At 54.2% G+C, this 21485-nt stretch carries 22 protein-coding genes and 1 pseudogene; 15 read left to right on the forward strand and 8 right to left on the reverse strand.

Annotated features, from left to right (window positions below):
- Window positions 1–61 precede the first annotated feature (61 nt).
- A complete protein-coding gene (locus tag ACK13D_RS09475) occupies window positions 62–802 on the forward strand; it encodes an SDR family oxidoreductase (RefSeq protein WP_031292481.1) in 741 nt (246 codons plus the stop codon).
- 133 nt (window positions 803–935) lie between these two features.
- On the opposite strand, the gene ACK13D_RS09480 is transcribed toward ACK13D_RS09475, so the two are convergent.
- Window positions 936–1340: a tautomerase family protein gene (locus ACK13D_RS09480; protein WP_010254222.1), complete on the reverse strand. Its 405-nt coding sequence runs from the start codon at window positions 1338–1340 to the stop codon at window positions 936–938.
- A gap of 218 nt (window positions 1341–1558) precedes the next feature.
- Window positions 1559–2485, reverse strand: a complete 927-nt coding sequence (locus ACK13D_RS09485; RefSeq protein ID WP_010254226.1) for a hypothetical protein — start codon at window positions 2483–2485, stop codon at window positions 1559–1561.
- 349 nt (window positions 2486–2834) lie between these two features.
- Between ACK13D_RS09485 and ACK13D_RS09490 the strand changes: the two genes are divergently transcribed.
- The 7 genes and pseudogenes from ACK13D_RS09490 to idi all read left to right on the forward strand — a co-directional run bounded on the left by ACK13D_RS09490 (window position 2835) and on the right by idi (window position 9057).
- Complete coding sequence (locus tag ACK13D_RS09490) at window positions 2835–3569, forward strand: SDR family oxidoreductase (RefSeq protein ID WP_033757286.1); 735 nt, start codon at window positions 2835–2837, stop codon at window positions 3567–3569.
- A 119-nt stretch (window positions 3570–3688) separates the two neighbouring features.
- Window positions 3689–3952: an EexN family lipoprotein gene (locus ACK13D_RS09495; RefSeq protein WP_418796240.1), complete on the forward strand. Its 264-nt coding sequence runs from the start codon at window positions 3689–3691 to the stop codon at window positions 3950–3952.
- Window positions 3953–4174: 222 nt separating this feature from the next.
- Window positions 4175–4620 (forward strand): annotated as a pseudogene (locus ACK13D_RS09500) (DUF2778 domain-containing protein).
- 2 nt (window positions 4621–4622) lie between these two features.
- The gene (locus ACK13D_RS09505; RefSeq protein WP_010254235.1) at window positions 4623–4850 is read left to right on the forward strand and encodes a hypothetical protein; all 228 of its coding nucleotides are present in this window, start codon (window positions 4623–4625) and stop codon (window positions 4848–4850) included.
- 330 nt (window positions 4851–5180) lie between these two features.
- Complete coding sequence (locus tag ACK13D_RS09510; RefSeq protein WP_022625997.1) at window positions 5181–6290, forward strand: suppressor of fused domain protein; 1110 nt, start codon at window positions 5181–5183, stop codon at window positions 6288–6290.
- A gap of 191 nt (window positions 6291–6481) precedes the next feature.
- Window positions 6482–8377: a methyl-accepting chemotaxis protein gene (locus tag ACK13D_RS09515; protein ID WP_022625996.1), complete on the forward strand. Its 1896-nt coding sequence runs from the start codon at window positions 6482–6484 to the stop codon at window positions 8375–8377.
- Between the two features lie 146 nt (window positions 8378–8523).
- Window positions 8524–9057, forward strand: coding sequence for an isopentenyl-diphosphate Delta-isomerase (gene idi / locus ACK13D_RS09520; protein WP_263056135.1), 534 nt, complete (start codon window positions 8524–8526; stop codon window positions 9055–9057).
- A gap of 332 nt (window positions 9058–9389) precedes the next feature.
- On the opposite strand, the gene yidD is transcribed toward idi, so the two are convergent.
- The 5 genes from yidD to ACK13D_RS09545 form a co-directional block, all read right to left on the reverse strand.
- A complete protein-coding gene (gene yidD / locus ACK13D_RS09525; protein WP_198346841.1) occupies window positions 9390–9605 on the reverse strand; it encodes a membrane protein insertion efficiency factor YidD in 216 nt (71 codons plus the stop codon).
- Window positions 9598–9840: a DUF4177 domain-containing protein gene (locus tag ACK13D_RS09530; RefSeq protein ID WP_316552111.1), complete on the reverse strand. Its 243-nt coding sequence runs from the start codon at window positions 9838–9840 to the stop codon at window positions 9598–9600. The genes yidD and ACK13D_RS09530 overlap by 8 nt, the downstream gene beginning before the upstream one ends.
- A gap of 821 nt (window positions 9841–10661) precedes the next feature.
- Window positions 10662–10955, reverse strand: a complete 294-nt coding sequence (nadS, locus tag ACK13D_RS09535; RefSeq protein ID WP_010669711.1) for a NadS family protein — start codon at window positions 10953–10955, stop codon at window positions 10662–10664.
- Window positions 10955–11266, reverse strand: coding sequence for a type II toxin-antitoxin system RelE/ParE family toxin (locus ACK13D_RS09540; RefSeq protein ID WP_346461013.1), 312 nt, complete (start codon window positions 11264–11266; stop codon window positions 10955–10957). The genes nadS and ACK13D_RS09540 overlap by 1 nt, the downstream gene beginning before the upstream one ends.
- A 178-nt stretch (window positions 11267–11444) precedes the next feature.
- Window positions 11445–12920 carry an MFS transporter gene (locus ACK13D_RS09545; RefSeq protein WP_033785500.1) on the reverse strand — a complete coding sequence of 492 codons (1476 nt, stop codon included), beginning with the start codon at window positions 12918–12920 and terminating at the stop codon, window positions 11445–11447.
- 306 nt (window positions 12921–13226) lie between these two features.
- Here ACK13D_RS09545 and osmF point away from each other — a divergent pair, with 306 nt between their 5' ends.
- The 4 genes from osmF to ACK13D_RS09565 are packed head-to-tail and all read left to right on the forward strand — an operon-like array spanning window position 13227 to window position 16976.
- Entirely contained in the window at window positions 13227–14138 is a 912-nt protein-coding gene (gene osmF / locus ACK13D_RS09550) for a glycine betaine ABC transporter substrate-binding protein OsmF (protein ID WP_111533547.1), read from the forward strand.
- A gap of 3 nt (window positions 14139–14141) precedes the next feature.
- The gene (locus ACK13D_RS09555; RefSeq protein WP_033771210.1) at window positions 14142–15317 is read left to right on the forward strand and encodes an ABC transporter permease; all 1176 of its coding nucleotides are present in this window, start codon (window positions 14142–14144) and stop codon (window positions 15315–15317) included.
- Window positions 15310–16257, forward strand: coding sequence for an ABC transporter ATP-binding protein (locus tag ACK13D_RS09560; RefSeq protein ID WP_418796242.1), 948 nt, complete (start codon window positions 15310–15312; stop codon window positions 16255–16257). The genes ACK13D_RS09555 and ACK13D_RS09560 overlap by 8 nt, the downstream gene beginning before the upstream one ends.
- A complete protein-coding gene (locus ACK13D_RS09565; protein ID WP_010669716.1) occupies window positions 16245–16976 on the forward strand; it encodes an ABC transporter permease in 732 nt (243 codons plus the stop codon). The genes ACK13D_RS09560 and ACK13D_RS09565 overlap by 13 nt, the downstream gene beginning before the upstream one ends.
- Before the next feature lie 175 nt (window positions 16977–17151).
- On the opposite strand, the gene ACK13D_RS09570 is transcribed toward ACK13D_RS09565, so the two are convergent.
- Window positions 17152–17886, reverse strand: coding sequence for a MerR family transcriptional regulator (locus ACK13D_RS09570; protein ID WP_010254274.1), 735 nt, complete (start codon window positions 17884–17886; stop codon window positions 17152–17154).
- Window positions 17887–18035: 149 nt separating this feature from the next.
- On the opposite strand from ACK13D_RS09570, the gene ACK13D_RS09575 reads away from it, so the two are divergent.
- From ACK13D_RS09575 to dinG, 3 genes are all read left to right on the forward strand, one after another.
- On the forward strand, window positions 18036–18599 hold the full coding sequence (locus ACK13D_RS09575; RefSeq protein ID WP_033771214.1) for an XRE family transcriptional regulator: 564 nt from the start codon (window positions 18036–18038) through the stop codon (window positions 18597–18599).
- Complete coding sequence (locus tag ACK13D_RS09580) at window positions 18596–19114, forward strand: GNAT family N-acetyltransferase (protein WP_052270844.1); 519 nt, start codon at window positions 18596–18598, stop codon at window positions 19112–19114. The genes ACK13D_RS09575 and ACK13D_RS09580 overlap by 4 nt, the downstream gene beginning before the upstream one ends.
- 191 nt (window positions 19115–19305) lie before the next feature.
- Window positions 19306–21474, forward strand: coding sequence for an ATP-dependent DNA helicase DinG (gene dinG / locus ACK13D_RS09585; protein WP_033767358.1), 2169 nt, complete (start codon window positions 19306–19308; stop codon window positions 21472–21474).
- Window positions 21475–21485: the final 11 nt, after the last annotated feature.

The following is a 21485-nucleotide window of genomic DNA, read 5'->3' on the forward strand; positions in this document are numbered from 1 at the left end:
GAATAGTGTTTTTTTTACGTAAGGTAAATGCTGATTCCAAAGCCAAATAAAGGGAGTAAGCATGGGCAGGTTTCAGGGTAAACGTATATTGATCACTGGTGGTACGAGTGGAATGGGGCTGGCAGGCGCTCAGCGTATTGTCACGGAAGGTGGTCATGTAGCTATTACGGGGCTAAATGAAGAAAGGCTGGAACGTGCACGCAGCATGCTTCCTGCGACATCGCTTGTTATGAAAAGCGATGCTGCAGGCGAAACTGACATAAATGCGCTGCAGGAAGCGATTAGTGGCTGGGGTACCCTTGATGGATTATGGCTTAATGCTGGCTTCGCAGAGGTAAGCTCTCCCGAATCTGTAACGGCAGATTCTTTTAATCGAATGATGAATGCTAATGTGCGCGGCCCGATGCTACAGCTGGCAGCCCTCTCCAAATCACTTAATTCAGGCGCATCCGTTCTGGTTACTTCATCTTCATCTGTATATGAAGGTGCGGCGATGACAAGCCTTTATGCAGCAACGAAAGGCGCGGTTATCGCTATGGTCAAAAGCTGGGCATCAGCGCTGGCTGAACGCGGTATCCGCGCCAACACTTTGGTGCCAGGTCCGATTGAAACCAACTTCAGGCACTTTATGCCAGAGGAGTCGCGTCAGCAGTTTGAAGATTTTGTGGTAAGCCAGGTTCCTTTGGGTCGCGCAGGAACAGCGGAAGAGGCCGCGGCAGTTGCACTATTTCTCCTGTCCGATGACGCATCCTATGTTACCGGCAGCCAGTATGCGGTAGATGGCGGTCTGGTACATTACTGACCGTTGACCAGGGATGCATGAAAATAACTGTAATTGAGCCAGTAACGTCCGCTTTGTGCCAACAACGGACGTTGGCGTCTTAAGTCCACAATCAAAATGCGCCACATTAACGGTTATAGGAAAGAAATTTTGGTTAGTAAAACTCATCTTTATGCTGATATCTGTATTCTTGCGTTATTCCTGTGTATCCATATGAAGCAGCTTTACAATCAATAAGATGCACATTTGACTGAGGATGTAGGTTACCAATAGCTTGTTCCATAGCGTTGTAAATTGCTTTCTGATACGCTCCTTTCTGATCTTTGCTACAAGTTTCATCCACGACAGTAACTTCAAGTCTAAACGAATTTTTCCCCCATTCAGCCAGACTCTTGCCATCAATAAACCAGTCATCATCGTCCACATGTCTTACTATGACCATGGTTTCGAAGCTGTTTTTCTTCAATATCTCGCATGTGATTTGAGTAGCTAAAAGTACACACTCTTTGGTTAATTTTTGATCCTTGCAACCAGACAATGTGAGCGTTATTCCAGGCATAATGATTCCTTAAGTGTGTCATTACTTAGCTTGATTATTAAAAGTGTTGCCGCATTTTTTGAACGATACGAGATGACTAAGATGGCATAATCGAAAACGTGAAGGCAACTTTCGTCCCCTTCTCGCTCAAAGCAGAATAAAGATTGCTTATCTCCCTTAATAAAAGTGACCGGCTCACTCTGCCATGAAGGGAGCGTGAATAACCATATGATAATTATCTACGCTTCTATCCGCCGTTCCGCGAGTGCATGCCTTGCTGCGTTTGATGCCCATCCATCGGACTGGTCATGATTTTCAATCTCTGCCTCTGCTATCGGCGTTACACGGATCAGCGGAACTGAACCGAAAGGCAAACCCTCAATTTGACGAGCATCACGGCTGAGAATGATGCGGGTCATTGGTTTATAGTCGTCGGTAAGAGAACAAAACAGTATGGCTCTATATTTTTCAACATCGGCAGCGACCTGATAGCCGTCGGCAACGAGATCCCCCAAGCTAATTAACAAATGAGCCCAGTCATCAATCTGCTGGCTGGTATTATCTGAAGCATCCAGCTCCATGAAAAGTTCGCATTCTACGCCGTTTTCCGGGTCTGCAACGCCGGCCCAGGGCGTCGAGAGACCATCGGTAGCCAGCGTTAATTTGGTGCTGCTTTTGGTACTGAGTACCCGGCGATGGGGCCCGAACCACTTCGTCTGGTTGTGTACGTTTGCGTCATCTCGTTCAGCAATAAAGCTATCTGACACGTCGCCATACCTTTTCCAGAATGCTCGCCTTGCGACAGCGGCAGCCTCATACATCGGACTCTGAGGACCGCGCGGCACTATTGTCTCATCGAAAATTGTGTCAACCGTAACGCGCCCGCGCATGAACGGTATTTTAGACTTAGTCCAGCGAACAATAACCTTATTAAAGGACTGTATCTGTGATGCTTCGAGTTTATCGACAACGTTGCAGACCCTCTGAAAAACATGGTCACCAGCAGTAACGTGACTCCCATCAGCATACATGTAACCTCCATATTGGGAGGAAACACCAGCCTGTTCCGTAATAAAGAACCATTCACCGTTCACAGCGCCAATGGGTGCCTTGTCTAAAACCGGGCGTAAGTCCCTTGCCGCATCAGAGTTTGAATATGCAGTCATGCCTGTCCCTTATCTTCATTCCTTATGTATTTTGCTTGTTTTACGCTTTTCCACACCTGAGCGTTGCTAAACTTACGGCCCGATAAGTTTAAAGATGATAAAGCGATTGTAGGGCGTTAGTCTAAAAAAGTTGAGAAGGCTCTTAGATAATTACCCCTTCAGTCAAGAAGGCAAAACCGGCTGCTTTGTGCCAGAAGCGGACATTGCTAATCCCCTGGCACACGCTAAACAGTTTGCGGTGCAGCTTATTTCTGTTCCCATGTAAAAAGGCATTAACTGAAAGATGTCACTTAACTTCCTCATGTATATCTACATCCACATATAGTCATCAGGAAAAGGATGAATGAAGATGCTGAGAGGTAAAAGAGCTGTTATTACCGGTGGCGGCGGGGGATTTGGCCAGGCGCTGTGCGTGTGGCTGGCACGAGAGGGCGTCGAGGTGGATTTTTGCGCACGGCGGGCTGAAGATATTCAAAAAACCTGCAGCATCATCACTGCTGAAAGCGGCATTGCAAAAGGGTATATCTGTGATTTAACACGCCCTGAATCCCTTTCTCAGTTTTCCTCACAGCTGTTAATTTCAGACAAGCCTATAGACATTTTAATCCTGAATGCTGCTCAGTGGTTATCAGGGAGATTAGACGATCAGCCTGACACAGAAATTATCAATACCGTCAGTTCAGGTCTGACAGGTTCGATTCTGCTGACTCAGGCTCTGCTGCCCGGGTTAAGACGTTCAGACAATGCTGATATCGTCTCAATTATATCTTCATGTGGGATCCCGAATTTTACGGATTCAATTGCGCATCCTGCTTTTTTCGCCAGTAAACATGGGCTTAGCGGGTTTATCACCAAACTGTCACAGCAGTTGTCCGAAGAAAATATACGTGTGACCGGGTTGTATCCACCGGATTTCGAACTTACAGGGTTAGATACGCTTGTCGACAGTGAATCCAGAATGGGGGAACGTCTGATGAATGGGCGCTCAGTCTGGGAAACAATTCGTTTTGTGCTGACTCAGCCACGTAGTTGCCATATAAGCAGTATCTACTTTCAAGGTCCAACTCGCGAAGACCTGGGATAAGAGTGGCTAAAAGCCAATAGAGTTAAACAAACATTCATACTTCCGCTTCTCGCTCATAGCGGCCATGGTTTTTTACAGTGCCTGCTTCATCCGCTCGAGCGCACTACTGCTCTATAACTGTGGTCGCAATTAATTCTCTAAAGGGAGATCTGACGAAAGCAGAACTACTTTCACTGGTTTTGCTGGCCATTACGATGCTTACCGGTTGCGATGCTGGCGCGAAGAGTATTGATTGGTATAAAGCGCATGACGCGGAGCGCAAAGCTAAATATGAGGAATGCACGAAAGCCTCTGATCCACGCGGTACCGAAGACTGCCGCAATGCCATTGATGCCACTGTCTACGGCGGCTCTTTTACAAAGAGTCCCAATAAAAGTTGGTAAATTCAGGCGAGCCGCCGCCTGGCGGTTTTTTTTGCCCTTCTGCGGGAACAGGTATAACGTTCCTTCTGTCAGCCACTCAAAGGCAGATGCCGGGCACAATTGACATTACACTACCAAAAGGCAATAGTTAATTTTTAGAATCAAGTGGATCTACTATATTCGCACATAAGGAATGGATTTCTCATGTCATATAGCTGCTATTTACTTCTCAACCGGCGTGAAATGACCAGCCTGAGCTGCCCTGGTATTGGTACATTTCCTGCTTTTCCTGGTCAAAAAGAAAGCTGCAATAATCCAGAAAAAACAAACGTACCCGATATAGGCCCAATAGTTCGTGGCCGTTACTTTATTGTAGAACGACCTTCAGGCGGAAGATTGGGACCGTTTAGAGAACGCTTGTTGAAAGACATATACGGTACGGATCGCTCAACATGGTTTGGACTATTTCGTGACGATGAAAAATTGATGACTACACGTTTGTACAAGGCATCAGGCGGGGTAATTTCCGTCTGCACCCTATTAGGCCATTAGGGCTGAGTGAAGGCTGCATCACACTTCAACATCCTCTTCAGTTCAATTACATGCGCGACATGTTCCTTAAATCTGGCCCAACGCTTAACATCCCGGGCAGCCAGCTCAAAGCCTATGGAACGGTAAAGGTATACTAACGATGCGCTTTATTTTAACTATTTTTCTGTTTGTTTTTTGTGCGATTGCTATTTCAAAAGCTATTGCTGTCATAGTGCCGGTAACATTCTTTTATGCCATCGCAGGTTTTTTCAATATTAATGGCGATGAGGCAACCATCGACTTTGTAATGTCAGCCAATATCCTTATTTCTATTATTATGTCTGTTGCGCTTTTATGGGTGCTGAAAGCTGTTTTCAAAAAGCATTAAACAGGACTGTATGAGTACCATTGATTAGAAAAGTCAGTCTTCTGGCTTTAGTGAACGCTACAATCAACACCGTATCCGGTTAACTTTATGGGGCAGTGCCTCGCGCTCCTTCGCTGCATCCACCCGTTACTGTAAGAGCATTATCAGACCGTGATGGTATGAGTATGCTGCCGGATGGGCCTCTGCTCCCGCCAATTGCGCCTGCTGTACTCTTCACCACCCCTCCAACTCCCACACTTTGAGACTATTACCCTTGTCTCAGATAGCCGCAGCCAGGATCCTGCTCTATTCTCGGGGAAAATGGATTCCTCCAGGCTTTGTCGAGGCACTATGACGTACAAATCCCTGATTGCTGAAGTCCACAATCAGCAGCGCACCCTGACCGCTATTGTCGAACAGGATGAGCGCACTGCCTATTTTTACATCTGGCCAACCGACCTGTTCCGCAGCCAGTATGCGGTACGCGGCTGCTGGCTACGAAACCTGCTGCCGGCACCGGCGCAGGAAGATCGCGAGGCGATGGAGCAGGGCATAGCGCCGCTGCTCAGCGCCGAGTATTGCCGTAATCTGGAAGCGGAACCCGCGCTGGATCCAGCCGGTCTGCAGGTGCTGTGGGAGCCGAGCGATGATGGCGCGGCGCTGTGGTATTACGGCCAGCTGCTGGCGGTGATCCCCGGCTGGAGCCTCTATCAGGAGAAGCAGGTGAGCTTCTCTGCAGGCTGCATCAAAAAGAACCGGCTGACGGCACCGCTGGGGTCGGCATCAACCAATGACTACTACGCCCGTGCAGAGCATCAGCGTCAGTTCTGGCGCGAATGGCACGACGGCAGCGAGTGGGATAAGGTGCAGAACGATCTGATGGCCTGCTATCAGGCGCGCTTTGGCGAGTCAGTGAAGTATTACGCTATCGATCAGGGCAGCTGGCCGCCGATGGCAATCTCCCAGCACTGGCATCAGGGCGTCTGGTATTTCCTGACCATCGGCATGAGCATCCGGCCGATGCCGCAGGTCGATTATCTGTTTGATGAGCTGGCGCCGCAGTATCGCCGCATTGAACTGGGCATGGCGGTTGACGGTGAAGTCATGACTGAAGGCAATGCGGTGCAGATGGCCAGCGCGCTGGCGGAGTTCGTGCATCTGCCGTGGGCGCGGCTGACCTGGCTGGGCGAGGGCCATACGCTGGCGTCGGAAGTGGCACCGGTTGGCTTTGAAAGCTTCCTGCTGGCTAATGAGCTGGCAACCGAACAGGCGCAGTTCTCGCTGCCAAAACGCGACGGCGATCGCCCGACTCTGCTCTGGACCACGCCGATTACAGAAGCGGAACGGCAGTTCGCGCAGGCGGATGAACATGGTGGTCAGAAGTTACGGGAATTGTTAACGGCGGATGGCAATAATCACATCTTCCGTCCGCGCCAGCAGGTCGTGAGTTCAGAAGAGTAGGCCAGCAATACTGCGCCTGTTCGCCCATTCCCCGGCGCCCGCCGGGGATGTGATAGTTCCGCTCTGAAATTAAATTTTTACAAAAATCAAACATTTCTCAAATATGTGATCCTGCTCATCTCAAGTTCCCGCTTGCCGCGCCGTTAAACCCGATCAGGCAATCGCGCCGCACCAGGTTCAGGGGAACGAAGATGTTTAAAACAACACAATCCCGCTTCACCGCAACAATGATCGCGTTCTTTGTTGCGCTTTTACTCGTTACAGTCTGGGTTATTAATCAGTTTGTCGCGCCACAGCTGGTCGATAGCGAAAGCCGTCTGGTTCGCTATCAGGTGGATTCACTGGCTTCCGGTATCGTTGAACAGATGAACCGCGTTCAGGCCCAGCAGCGCGCCATTACCGAAGCCGCATCTGTCATGGACAGCGCCACCATCGACACCCTGTTACCGACGCTGGTTAACCAGTATCAGGACAGCAATGTGTTTGGTGGCGGGATCTGGCCACTGCCAAATCGTCGTGACCCGGCGAAAGAGAAGGACAGCAGCTTCTTTGCCCGTAATGCCAGCAATGAACTGCAGGTGAACACCTACTGGAACTCCGACGCGGCTGACAAATACTGGGAGCAACCCTGGTACAAAGATGGCATGGCCGCTCCGAAAGGCCAGTGTGCCTGGGCAAAAGCCTATCAGGATGCCGCCAGCCCGCAGCCGCGCACCAACTGTGCTATGGCTATCTACAAAAACGGCACGGCCTGGGGTGTCGCCACCATCGATGTGACGCTGGGGTTCTTTAACCAGCTGGCGAAGCAGATGGGTGAAACCATTCAGGGCAACGTCCTGATCGTTGAAGCCGACGGTAAAGTCGTGGGCAATGGCGCACTGGTGAATGCCGCACCGAAGCTCGAAAACCTGGCTGACGTGCAGATGCCGATGGCAGCACCGCTGAAAACGCTGCTTAACGGTGTTGGCAATCAGCCGCTGGAAACCACCTATGACAGCAGTGAAGGCGAGCAGACGCTGTTCGTGCAGGCCATTCCAGGCAGCCCGTGGTATCTCGCCAGCAGCCTGCCAACCAGCCTGCTGAAAGCGCAGTCTCACAACATGCTGACCCGCCTGGGTCTGGTGCAGATCCCTCTGGCGGTAATCCTGCTGCTGGTGTCGCTGGGCTTTGTCCGCGCCATGATGAAACGTCTTAACGTGCTGAACAGCAACATCGAAGCGCTGTCGACCGGTGGTGCGGATCTGACTCAGCGTCTGCCAGCCAGCAACAGCCCGGAGTTCAACGCCGTCGCGCAGAGCTTTAACCAGTTCATCAGCTATCTGCAGGGGCTGCTCCAGCAGGTGGGCGACAGCGCGCTGGCGATCACCGCCGCGTCGCGTGAAATTGCCAGCGGCAACGCCAATCTCTCCTCCCGTACCGAAGATCAGGCCAGCTCGATTGTGGAAACGGCCGCGTCGATGGAGCAACTGACCGGCACCGTGCGTCAGAACGCCGACAACGCCACCCACGCTAACCAGCTGGCGGGTGATGCCTCGCAGGTGGCCGCACGTGGCACCGAAGTGGTCCGTCAGGTGGTGACCACCATGGGCGAGATTCATCACTCATCCCGTAAAGTGGTCGATATCATCAGCGTGATCGACAGCATCGCATTCCAGACCAATATCCTGGCGCTGAACGCCGCGGTAGAAGCTGCACGCGCCGGTGAACAGGGTCGCGGTTTTGCGGTGGTGGCATCGGAAGTGCGTAATCTGGCACAGCGTTCAGCCAACTCGGCGCGTGAGATTAAAAAGTTAATCGAAGAGTCGGTGGCGAACATCGATACCGGCAGCGCGCTGGTCGAGCAGGCGGGTCAGACCATGGATGAGCTGATGAAGGGCGTGAGCAGTGTGACCACGCTGATGAGTGAAATCATGTCAGCCAGCCGCGAACAGAGCCTGGGCATCGAACAGGTTAACGTTGCGATTACCCAACTGGATGGCACCACACAGCAGAACGCCGTGCTGGTGGAGCAGGTTTCTGCTGCCGCGCAGGCGATGGAATCGCAAAGCACCCAGCTTGAGCGGGTGGTTCAGAGCTTCCGACTGTAATCCCTCTCCAGGCCAGCCCTGCTGGCCTGATTTTCTCTCTGCTTCATCCGCTTATCTCCGCCTGACCCGGGTAAAAAATCCTCGATGATCCGCCCAAACCGATAATTCTGTGCCAGAATAGTTGGGAATAATCTCAAGGAAACGCCATGTCTGCTATTGAAGTTATCCTCGTTGACCACCTCGATCGTCCCACCGGCAAGATGGAAAAGCTGGAAGTGCATGAAAAAGGATTACTGCACCGCGCGGTGACGGTCTACGTCTTCAATTCCCGGCAGGAGCTGTTGCTACAACGGCGTGCCAGCGATAAATATCATTGTGGTGGCTTGTGGAGTAATACCTGCTGTGGTCATCCTTATCCCCATGAATCAACCCGCGACGCCGCCGAGCGCCGCTTGCGTGAAGAGATGGGGATGGTGGTGACGCTGACGCCGGTGTTTGAGCTGAGCTACAACCTGAAACTGAGCAATGGCCTGACTGAACATGAGTATGGTCACGTCTTCTTTGCCGTCTGCGACAGCCTGCCGCAGCTGAATCCGCAGGAAGCGGATGCCTGGGATTATCGCCCGATGGCGCTGATTGAGCAGCAGATGCAGCAGCAGCCACAGCAGTTCACACCGTGGTTTTTGCACACTTTCCCGCGCATCCCGGACTATCTGGAGCAGTTTCCTTTCCCGGCATAAAAATGCTTTGAGGTGAGTAGTATATCCCGCTGCTCTCGGAATAGCAGGTTCGGAGTTTCGGGCGGAAATCGGCTTGTGCGTGATTGTCTGGTCAGACAATCAGTAAATATTGATGACCAGAACTATTAGGTCTCATACGGACGGTGGGAAAAAGCCCCTGACAGTAATACCGCGCTCATTTAAAAGATGCGTATGGATGAAAGGATTTACGTGACTTATTATTATCGCTCTGAAGGTGCTTGCTGAGCAGCTTCAGATTTGCTTACCCCATTCGAATTGCACATGTGAATAAGGTCACCAGCATACTCTCGGTGACCTTTATGATTTTTGGCTTACCTGTGCGGAGGGTAATCAATCCCGCAATTAGGTGGCCGACAGCGGTAGATTCTCTGTAACCCCAGTTTCCATCCCGTAATAAAGCCAAAGCGTTTTAACGCTATCAGGGTGTACTTAGAGCAAGAAGGAGTATGACGACAGCGATTTCGGATATTCATCGGTGCATATGTCCGATACAACATGACGAATCGAATACTGAGCCACTTAAGCACTTGCAACTTCTTTTCTAAAGGTAATGACGTAATAGTGAGTCAATGTGGATTTATTTCCACCAAAGCAACCCGGCTGTTCATCTATACCGATGGTGTCAACACGGTGGAACTCCCAGCCTTCAGCAGCCCATGAGTTAACCTCTTGCTCCAGGTATGCTGCGGCAATTCCATTCTTGTTGTCTTTTGCCTTGACTGAAATGTTGGGTGGAATCTGAACCATCTTATATGTGTACATTTAAACTCCTTTTCGTTGTGGTGAATTCTGATGGTAAAGCCAAACGCAATCACACTCAAACAGATTATAACACCTGTAGGCGAGTATAATTGACAGTGAAATATATCAAAGTCTGAAATATGTTGATTCAGAATGCTAATTTTGAAGTTTAAATCTTAAGCGACCCAACGGACGCTTTAACACCCGTCGCCAGTTTTAGAATACTATCTAAAATGTCAGGTTATTGTGAAAGTCGCACATGTGATCTTACCAGAAAAATCTTTTTTTTCAGTTTTTTATCCTTAATTTTCTCCAACCGGATTCCATAAATTTATGGATTTATTGTATATGCAGATTTGCCACGCCTCATGTTGTCTCTGATGGGGATATTTTCAATTGCAATAATTCAGGTGAGTTATTTTTTTTGATGCAACAGTTTTATAGGCAGCTCAAAAAAGAATAATAAAATGATTTTTGGAAAAATGACCGGTATCATAAAATCTTAAATTTCGGAGATCATAATAAGGAAGCTGGCGGGTCAGGTGAATAAACTAGCCGCAATGACGAGCATTGCGAGAGAAGATCGGTGTGGTATGTCCTCAATCATAGCAACAGCCTCTACTTCTTTCTCATGCAGATCGGACGAATTGCTGAGAAATAAACAGCTACAGATAGCTTAGCTAAATCTGTTCGTACATATCGCATGTTTTATCATCTGCAATATTGAGCGATTTGAGAATTTCTTTTGCCTTTGGCTCTGATGCCTGCTTCGTGCTCTAAAAGCCCATTTGCTCCCGCTCTTTATCCCTGCTAACCGGCACAAAGGCCGGTTTCTTCAATGATTATTTATCAGCAAGCGCTGGGATCACATGCTGCGGATCGCGTTCTATGGCCCGGAGTAAAGCTTTAGCCGGGCCGGTTGGCTCACGTCGTCCCTGCTCCCAGTTTTTTAGCGTGTCTACATTCACGGAAATCAGCTTAGCGAACCCGCTTTGCGAAAGACCAGTAGCGTTTCTGATAGCTTTGACTTTAACCGCAGTGACTGTGCTTTCGCGGGCAGGTGCTCGGGAGCCTTCGACGATCTCATTCATCTGAGTCATGCTTTCTTTCAAACGCTCAAACAGTTTTTTGTCCATTACCAGCCCTCGTTCAACGCCCTTAACAGATGTTTTTCATCCTCGGATAAATCATCCTGGACGCCTTTTTTATAAATCAGCAACAGCCTGATTTGTGATTCAGAGACTTTGTAATAGTAAATCACCCGAACGCCGCCACGCTTACCTTTGCCTTTGGCCGCCCAGCGAACTTTACGCAGGCCACCCGTATTCTGGATAACATCACCCCAGCTTGGATTGTCAGCCATGAATTGTTGAAACTCGCGATATTCATCATCGCTGAGTAGTTCCTTTACATCTTCCGTGAATACAGGAGTCTCAATGAATAACATGTCTGTACGTCATTGGCGTAGGGTAGAATCATATTATCATGCAAGGAGGGTAAGTCAATGGCGTACAGTGAGGTGTGTAATCGCCCGCGCTGAGCATTGCCTTAGAGGGCATTTTATGCGTCTTTGCGGAGGACTTTTGCTCCCTGAGCCGGTGCGCTATCCACGTCCTGACCATTGATTATCGCTGCAGCTCGAAATCTTCCGCATCCACATCATAACCCGACGGTTCCCAGCGGATCGCCAGCAGCGCCAGCAGGCCCGCCAGTGGTGCCAGGAAGATCACCCAGAACACGCCGGTGCCCAGCGCCGCGACCAGCACCGGAAACAGAAACAGCGAAACGGTAGAGCTGCCGCGCATCAGCGTCTGATTAAAGCCGACACCCACGCCGCGCAGCGACGTCGGGTAGCTCAGCGACGCAAAAGTCATGGTATGCGAACCTGGCCCGAATCCCTGTCCAAACAGGAACAGCGCCAGCATGCCGATCGCCAGCGCGGCTTCCTGACCGCCTTCCGGACGACCAATCAGCGCCAGCCCGAGCAGCGCCACGCACTGACAGGCATAACCCGCCACCGACATCTTCCACGCCCCGAGGCGCGGCACCAGCCGCACCGCCAGTATCCCGCCGACAAAGGCGAACAGCAGATTCAACGCCAGCGACACCAGAATGGTGGTAAGCATTGACTGGGCAAAGAAGCTGGAGATGATCACCGGCAAGCCAAACGCCACCGCGTTATAAGCAAAAGATGAGGCAATGGAAGTGATGGTCGCCAGCAGGGTACGGCGGCGATAAACGCCCTGTAACAGCGCGCCATAGTTACGCCAGCTCGCCTTGCGCACCGGCGTGGCAGGCGTCAGCGCGGCGTCGGGTGCCACCTGGGCATTAATACTCCACGCACTGCGTAAAATCGCCGCGGCACCTTTCAGGTCGCCCTGATTCGCCGCCCATACCGGGGATTCGCTCATGTAACGGCTACGGATGGCGATGATGATAATCGCCGGAACGGCACCAAAACCAAGGATTAGACGCCAGAGCCAGTCGGTGTGGCTTTCGGGTAACACGGCATAGAGCAAGAGCACCAGCAGATAAGAGATGCTGATTGCCGCATACCAGGTTGGGCACCACATCGCCACGCTGGCCGCTTTATTCCCCTTGCCACGCAGTCGGGAAAACTCCGCCAGAAACGCCATCGCCACCGGCAGATCGATTCCGACTCCCAGACCCATCACAAAACGCGCGCCGGCCAGCACGTACTCATTGGGGGCAAACGCACAGGCGATAGCCGCCACCACGAAAAAGAACATATCGGCCATAAACACCCGATAACGGCCAATTTTATCCGTGAGATAGCCGCCGATCAGTGCGCCGATAATGGCCCCGAAGGTGATTGCCGAGGCGACCATGCCGGTGCCGGTCGGGGTGAGATTGAATTCGCGCGTGATGTCTTTGATGCCAAAGGCCAGCGCACCCAGGTCGTAGGCGTCAAGGAAGACGCCCCCCAGCGCAATCGCCACCACAATGCGGGCATTATTACGGGCGCTGTCGCCACTGTTCACTAATCGGGAGACGTCAGCTGCGCTGCGGATCCACTGTGTTTCGCCACCGGGCGAACTCCCTGCTGTTGCCACATGGGCGGAAGAGGTCAGGTCGGACATGATGTTGTGCGTCTTTTATTATAAAAACAGATTTCCGAGAATAGCCGTTTAGACGCCCAGACGTAAATTCATTTCGGTTATATGAGATGAATTTATAATCTCAAATCGTTATCAATTTGCGATAAAGTCAGCTGCATCGCCGCTGCGCCAGGCTACGCTTTTAAGGCAGATAATTTCCGCTGCACGCCTTGCCAGCCTCCCGCAGAGTGGCAGGAGGGCAGCCTGAACGCGCAGGCGCACAACGCCTTGTTAATCATCACGCACGAACAAAACGTAAAAACAACACACTGCGATAAGGAAAAAGCCATGGTCAGAATTCGGGGTTGGATGGGCGTCAGCGCTTTGCTGCTCAGCATGGGGATAGCACAGGCGGCAGACCCGGTGCGGGTCGGCTCGAAAATTGATACCGAAGGTTCACTGCTGGGCAATGTGATTCTTCAGGTGCTGGAAAAGCACGGGGTAAAAACCGTCAATAAAATTCAGCTCGGCACCACGCAGGTGGTGCGCGGTGCCATCACGGCGGGCGAACTTGATATCTATCCGGAATATACCGGCAACGGTGCATTTTTCTTCAATGATGAGAAAGACAGCGCCTGGAAAAATGCCACCAAAGGCTACGAGAAAGTGAAGAAGCTGGATGCGGAGAAAAATCATCTGGTCTGGCTGACACCCGCTCCGGCTAATAACACCTGGACCATCGCTGTGCGAAAAGATCTGGCTGAAAAAAATCAGCTCAACTCTCTGGCGGACCTCAGCGCCTGGCTGAAAAAAGGCGGCACCTTCAAACTGGCGGCCTCTGCAGAATTTATTGAACGCAGCGATGCCTTACCCGCCTTTGAAAAAGCCTATGGCTTTGACCTCAAGCAGGATCAGCTGCTGTCGCTGGCTGGCGGCGATACCGCTGTCACCATCAGCGCAGCGGCACAGCAGACTTCCGGCGTAAACGCGGCGATGGCGTACGGCACCGACGGTCCGGTGGCGGCATTAGGTCTGCAGACGCTCAGCGATCCTAAAGGGGTTCAGCCGATTTATGCGCCGACGCCGGTGATCCGTGAATCGGTACTCAAAGCCTATCCAGAGATTGCAGAGTGGCTGAAGCCGGTGTTCAGCGCGCTTGATGAGAAGACACTGCAACAGCTCAACGCCAGAATCGCGGTCGACGGTCAGGATGCCAGCAGCGTAGCGACCGAATGGCTGCAGCAGAAAAAGCTGCTGTAACCGATGCAGATATCGCGGGAAGCGATACGCCGTCCGGTTGAGCAGCCGGTGGCACTGCTGCTGCTGACGCTGCTGACTCTGGCGCTGGTGGCATTGCCGTTTCTGAACTTCGCCCCAAACCGTCTGGTGGCGGGTGAACCGCTGATGGGCTGGCAGATTAGCCGCTTCGGGCTGTTGCTGCTGCCGCTGTTGACGCTGTGGCTGCTGCTGTGGCGGCATCCGACCCGCATCACGCTGATGCTGGCGCTGCTGGCGGCAGAACTGATGCTGGCGGCGATCATCTGGCTCAGCGGTCATCAGGCCACTTTACTCAGCCAGCAGGGCAGCCGTCTGGCGCGCACCAGCTTTGCCAGCGGATTGTGGTGCAGCGGCGCGCTGATCCTGCTGCTGATCACCGATCAGGTGCGGCAACTGACCCGCCATCGGCTGGCACAGCTGCTGCTCAATCTGCAGGTCTGGCTGTTGCCGCTGCTGCTGCTGTTCAGTGGCCAGCTCAGCGATCTCTCCCTGCTGAAAGAGTATGCCAACCGCCACGCGGTGTTTGATGCCGCGCTGAGCCGTCATCTCACCCTGCTGGCGGGCACGGTGGTGCCTGCGCTGATGATTGCGCTGCCGCTGGGCGTCACGCTGTTCCGGCGGCCTGGCTGGCAGGGCGGGGTGTTCGGTGTGCTGAATGTGATTCAGACTGTGCCCTCGGTGGCGCTGTTTGGTCTGCTGATTGCGCCGCTGGCCGGACTGGCTCAGCAGTTTCCGTGGCTCGGCGACTGGGGCATCAGCGGCATTGGGATGGCTCCGGCGCTGATCGCGCTGGTGCTTTACGCCCTGCTGCCGCTGGTGCGCAGCGTGGTGGTGGGGCTGCAACAGGTGCCGCACGAGGTACGTGAGAGTGCACGTGGCGTCGGCATGAGTGGCTGGCAGCAGTTTATTGCGGTGGATGTGCCGCTGGCGCTGCCGGTCTGGCTGGCGGGCCTGCGGGTAGTGGTGGTGCAGACGCTGGGCATGGCGGTGGTTGCGGCGCTGATTGGCGCGGGCGGCTTTGGCGCGATTATTTTCCAGGGACTGCTAAGCAGTGCGCTTGATTTGGTGTTGCTGGGTGTGATCCCAGTGATTGCGCTGGCGGTGGTCATCGATGCGCTGTTCCGCCTGCTGATCTCACTGCTGGAGAGAAAAGATGATTGAGTTTGACGGCGTTTCCCGCGCGTTTAACGGTAAAGCGGCGGTGAAAGATCTGTCGTTACAGGTGGCGAAAGGGGAATTTTGCGTGCTGCTTGGCACCTCCGGTTCGGGCAAATCGACCACCCTGAAGATGATCAACCGGCTGGTGGAGTTTGACAGTGGTGAAATCCGCTTTGCCGGAGAGTCGATTCGCCAGCTCGATGCCCGCACGCTGCGGCGTCGCATGGGCTACGCGATCCAGTCGATTGGTCTGTTTCCGCACTGGACGGTGCGGAAGAATATCGCCACGGTGCCAGTGCTGCTGGGCTGGCCCCGGGCACAGGTCAATGAACGTATCACGGCGCTGCTGGCGCTGCTGAATCTCGATGCTCAGCTGCTGGACCGCTATCCGCATCAGCTCTCGGGTGGGCAGCAGCAGCGCATCGGCGTGGCGCGGGCGCTGGCGGCGGATCCGGAAGTGTTACTGATGGATGAGCCGTTTGGTGCACTCGATCCGGTGACGCGTGGGGTGCTGCAACAGGAGATGTTGCGCATTCATCAACTGTCGGGCCGCACCATCGTGCTGGTGACGCATGACATCGACGAAGCGCTGACGCTGGCAGACCGTATTGTGCTGATGGATAACGGCGAGATTGTTCAGCAGGGCAGGCCAGTCGAGCTGCTGACCCAGCCGAAAAATGATTTTGTGCGCGACTTCTTTGGCCGCAGCGAAATGGGAGTACGGCTGCTGTCGCTGGAGCAGGTCGGTAATGCCGTGCGGCGCGGCGAGTGGCTGCCGGGCGAACCGATCGTTGCGGCGCTGACGCTGCGCGATGCCCTGTCGCAGTTTATCGCCCGGCGTACCGATAAACTGCCGGTCATTGACGATCAGCAGCGGCCGCTGGGCGTGCTCCACTTTGGCGATCTGCTGCAACTGCGCGAGGATTTAACATGCGCAGGCTAAGGGATCCGCTGCTGTGGCTGGTGCTGTTCTACGGCGCGCTGCTGACCCTGATGCCTTACAGCGGGCCGCTGTTTCACCGCTGGTTTCCCGAACTGGCGCGGCCACTCTATCAGCAGGAGAGTTTCTGGCAGCTGACGCTGGCGCATCTGTTTCTGGTGATCACCGCCAGCCTGCTGGCGATTGTGATTGGCATCGGCAGTGGTGTGCTGGTGACGCGGCGGGCGGGGCGGGCGTTCCGGCCGCTGATGGAAACCATTGTGGCGGCAGGGCAGACGATTCCGCCGGTGGCGGTGCTGGCAATTGCGGTGCCGGTAATGGGATTTGGGGCCTGGCCCGCAGTTGTGGCGCTGCTGCTCTATGGATTGCTGCCGATTTTACAGGGGACGCTGGCGGGTATTGATAGCGTACCGGCCAGCAGTCGGGAGATCGCCATCGGGGTCGGCATGAGTAGCTGGCAACGGCTGTGGCAGATTGAGCTGGCGCTGGCTGCGCCGGTCATCATCGCCGGGATACGCACCTCGGTGATCATCAACATCGGCACCGCTGCCATCGCCTCGACGGTCGGCGCGAAAAGTCTGGGATCGCCGGTGATTATCGGCTTAAGCGGCTTTAATACAGCCTATGTCATTCAGGGGGCATTACTGGTGGCGCTGCTGGCGATAGTCAGCGATCGCCTGTTTGAACGCCTGCAGCGCTGGCTTAGCGTGAGTGAACGATGAGAGAGTATCCCACCAGCATCAGACCGCCGGTGCCGCCTGCCGCCATAATAAAAAACAGCGTAGCGAAGAAAGCTTTTTTACAGTTCATGGGTAAAACCTGAGCTCGTTAACAGTGAGGCGGGGATAATAGCGCGCGCAAGGCAGCAGGCAAAGTGCCCGGCGTGCGTTTTTGTTATCAGGCGGGATCGTGCAACCGCACGGCATAGCCCTGTTCCTGCCAGTGTGACAGCTGTTCCTGCTGGCGGCGGGTCAGTTTTTTACCGGTAAAGACAAACATATTCATGCCGGGAAAGAGTTCAGGACGCGGTAAATCCAGCGGTTCTGCCAGCACATCAATCCGCCAGCCATGCTGCGACAGACGCCAGCCTTCCAGCCAGATTCGGGTACGATCGTCGATACCCCAGCCAATAATCAGCGCATCTTTACCCGATTTTTTGCGGCTGCCGGTCAGGCAGAACGCGACATAATCGATCAGCAAACCATCCAGAAGACTGCACATGGTGCGGGCGGTGTTCTGGTCCAGACTCAGCTTCTGGCGCACTGGCATAAAAACATGGTCGATCAGCGCATCAATCGGATGTTCGCGACCAATCGCGGCAATTTTATTACGAAGTTTAGCGGGTCTGACGTGACGCAGGACGCTGATCAGCTCATCCTGGAGTGTGGTCCAGCCGTCATGGGCATCAACATCGCCACCTTCCAGCAGTGCCTTAACTTTACCGACCGGCACGCCGCTTTCAATCCAGCGCATAATCTCTTCGATGCGATGAACATCTTCTTCGTCAAACTGACGATGTCCGCCTTCGGTACGTTGCGGCTTCAGTAAGCCATAACGACGCTGCCAGGCGCGCAGGGTGACTGGGTTTATGCCACAGCGCTCGGCGACGTCACCGATACTGTATAAGGTCATAAATTCCTCTTTCGATTGGTCTGAGTGCAATTACCATAACGAAGCCGACTAAGTTGTACAATACATTTCTCGATGTACAACTTGACTGATACGCCGTTTCTCCGTTATATCTCATATAAGATAATTATTCCCAAATATGAGAAAACACCATGTCAGAGCTGAATACGGAGCAACGACTGGCGGTGAGGCTGGCAGAATTACGCCTGCAACGCGGCTGGTCGCTGGATGAACTTGCTGTCGCAACGGGCATCAGTCGTGCGTCATTATCGCGCATTGAGCGAAGCGAGACCAGCCCTACTGCTGCGCTGCTTAACCGTCTGTGTGTTGCCTACGGATTAACGATGTCGCGCCTGCTCAGTGAAGTGGAGGAGGAGTCCAGTTTGCTGATCAGAGATGACCAGCAGCCCGTGTGGCAGGATGAATCCAGCGGATTTATTCGCCGGAATGTTTCACCTCCTGCGCTTCATTTCCGATGCGAACTGGTTGAGGGCAAATTACGGCCTGGTGCACGTATAGATTACGATGCGCCACCCATTCAGGGCCTGGAGCAGCATATCTGGCTACGCGAGGGCGGCCTCACCGTCACGATGGGAGCACAGCAGTGGGCGCTGAAGCCCGGTGACTGCTTACGTTTTCATCTGGTCGGGAAATCGGCTTTTGAGGCGCACCTGACTGACGGCGCGCGCTATTTACTGGTGGTGGCGAAACCATGATCGATTACACAATACTTCGCGCCGACGAAGCGCAACCACAATTGGATGAACTCACAGCGGTGCTGCAGGCCTGTGTGGCAGACGGCGCCAGCGTCGGCTTTATTGATGCTGAAGACGAAGAGGTGATAACGCGATTCTGGCAGCAGCGGATCGCCGCTCTGGCAGACGGCGACAGCGAACTATTCGTTGCGCGGCAGCACGGTCGCATCGTGGGCACAGTCATTCTCAGTGGCAGCGCGATGCCTAATGGCCGCCACCGGGCGGAGATCAGCAAACTGCTGGTGCATCCGCAGGCGCGCCGTCAGGGCATCGCGCGTGAGCTGATGCAGCGCGCTGAGCAGCAGGCCCGTGCGCAGGGCAAAACGCTGCTGGTGCTGGATACGCGCAGCGGCGATGTCGCCAGCGATCTCTATCGCTCGCTGGGCTGGCAGGTGGCGGGGTCGATCCCGTTTTATGCCGAATCCACCGCGGGCGTGCTGGATGCCACCACCTATATGTACAAAGTGCTGGCGTAGCCAGCCGCTAGCTCATGCGGCTGGCCTTTCTTCGTGCCGGACCGGCCCGGGTTGACGGGCTGCCCGCACGACCCTGAAACGGGCAACTGCTGAAATTTACGACGTCGCACGAAAAATTCGGCGCGAAAGCTGACGCCAACAGGATACTGTGTAAAAATACAGGCCATATTTTCGGTGTGGTAACGCAAATCATGGCCCTGACAGCCGCAGTAAAAAGCCAGATAGCGCAGTGGTATAAAGCGCTTCAGGAGCAGGTGCCTGACTTCATCCCACGTGCGCCGCAGCGCCAGATGATCGCCGAAGTGGCGAAATGTCTGGCGGGCGACGATTCGCGCCATCTGGCGGTTGAAGCGCCAACCGGCGTGGGCAAAACCCTCTCTTATCTGATCCCGGGCATCGCGGCCAGCCGCGCCCAGGAGAAGCGGCTGGTGATCAGCACCGCCAACGTGGCGCTGCAGGATCAAATCTTCACCAAAGATCTGCCGCTGCTGAAAAAAATCATTCCCGATCTCACCTTTACTGCCGCCTTTGGCCGCGGGCGCTATGTCTGTCCGCGTAATCTGGCGGCGATGGCGGCCGATGACGATGAGCAGGGCGATCTGCTGCTTTATCTGGACGATGACGCCGTCAGCAGCACTAAAGAGGAGCAGACGCAGTGTGGCCGGTTGCAGAAATCGCTGGATCGCTATCAGTGGGACGGCCTGCGCGATCACAGCGACGAGAACGTCAGCGACAGCCTGTGGCAGCGGCTTTCCACCGACAAAGCGAGCTGCCTTGGCGCACACTGTCGCTGGTATCGTGAATGCCCGTTCTTTGTGGCGCGGCGTGAAATCGAGCAGGTGGATGTAGTGGTGGCGAACCATGCGCTGGTCATGGCAGCAATGGAGAATGAGTCGGTGCTGCCACCGGCAAAAAACCTGATGCTGGTGCTGGATGAAGGGCATCACCTGCCGGAAGTGGCCCGCGATGCGCTGGAGATGAGCGCCGACATCACGCCGGGCTGGAGCAGCCTGCAGCTCGACCTCTTTATCAAGCTGGTAGAGAGCATTATGACGCAGATGCGGCCAAAATCGCCGCCGCCGCTGGCTAACCCGGAGCGGCTGAAAGCGCACTGCGATGAGCTGCGTGAACTGCTGACGATTACCGCTCAGGCGCTGAATCCGCTGCTGCCACCGCATAATCAGCCGGGCGAATTCCGCTTTGTGCTGGGGGCGTTGCCCCAGGAGTTGCTGGATCTCTGCGCCCGGCTCTTTAAGCTCAGCGATGCGCTGCGCGGCCTGAGTGAAGGTTTGATTAATGCGCTGAGCGAGCAGACCGGCAAGGTGGATGTGGTGCGACTGCATCGCAATCTGCTGCAGCTCAATCGCCAGTTTGGCTGGTTTGAATCGGTCAGCAAACTGTGGCGGCTGGCGGCGATGGAAAAAGCCTCTGGCGCGCCGGTGTCGAAGTGGATCACCCGCGAGCTGCGCGAAGGTCAGGCGCACCTGCTGTTTCACTGCGCTGGCATCCGCGTCAGCGACCAGCTGGAGAAGATGCTGTGGCGTAAAATTCCGCACGTGGTCGTGACCTCCGCCACGCTACGATCGCTTAACAGTTTCAACCGCCTGCAGGAGATGTCGGGACTCAGCGAGAAAGCGGGCGACCGCTTTGTGGCGCTTGACTCCCCGTTTAACCACGTGGAGCAGGGCAAGCTGGTGATCCCGCAGATGCGCTATGAGCCGCTGATGACGCACGAAGCGGAGCATATCGCGGAGATGGCCGGTTTCTTCCGGCAGCAGATGGCGGAGAAAAAGCACAAAGGCGTGCTGGTGCTGTTTGCCAGCAACCGGGCGATGCAGCAGTTTGTCGCCTGTCTGCCCGACCTGCGCCTCTCAATGCTGGTTCAGGGCGATCAGCCGCGCAGCCGCCTGGTCGATCTGCATCGTCAGCGCGTCGCCAAAGGGGAAACCAGCATCCTGATTGGCCTGCAGTCGTTTGCCGAAGGGCTGGATCTCAAAGGCGATCTGCTGAGTCAGGTGCATATCCATAAAATCGCTTTTCCCCCGGTAGACAGTCCGGTAATTTTGACCGAAGGCGAGTGGCTGAAAAGCCTGAAACGCTATCCGTTTGAGGTGCAGAGCTTACCCAGCGCCTCTTTTACCCTGATTCAACAGGTCGGACGCCTGATACGCAGCCATCAATGTTATGGCGAAATCGTCATTTACGACCGCCGTCTGCTGAGCAAATCTTACGGCAGCCGGCTGTTAGCGGCGCTGCCGATCTTCCCGATTGAGCAGCCGGAAACGCCAGAGCCGGCAGCGATACCGGCCACCGTGGTGCCAAAAAATACGGTGCGTAAACGACGTCCCACGCGGCGCTGAGCCGCGCACTT

Origin of the sequence: Pantoea sp. K16 (assembly GCF_048452805.1) — a bacterium.
Lineage (GTDB): Bacteria > Pseudomonadota > Gammaproteobacteria > Enterobacterales > Enterobacteriaceae > Pantoea > Pantoea agglomerans.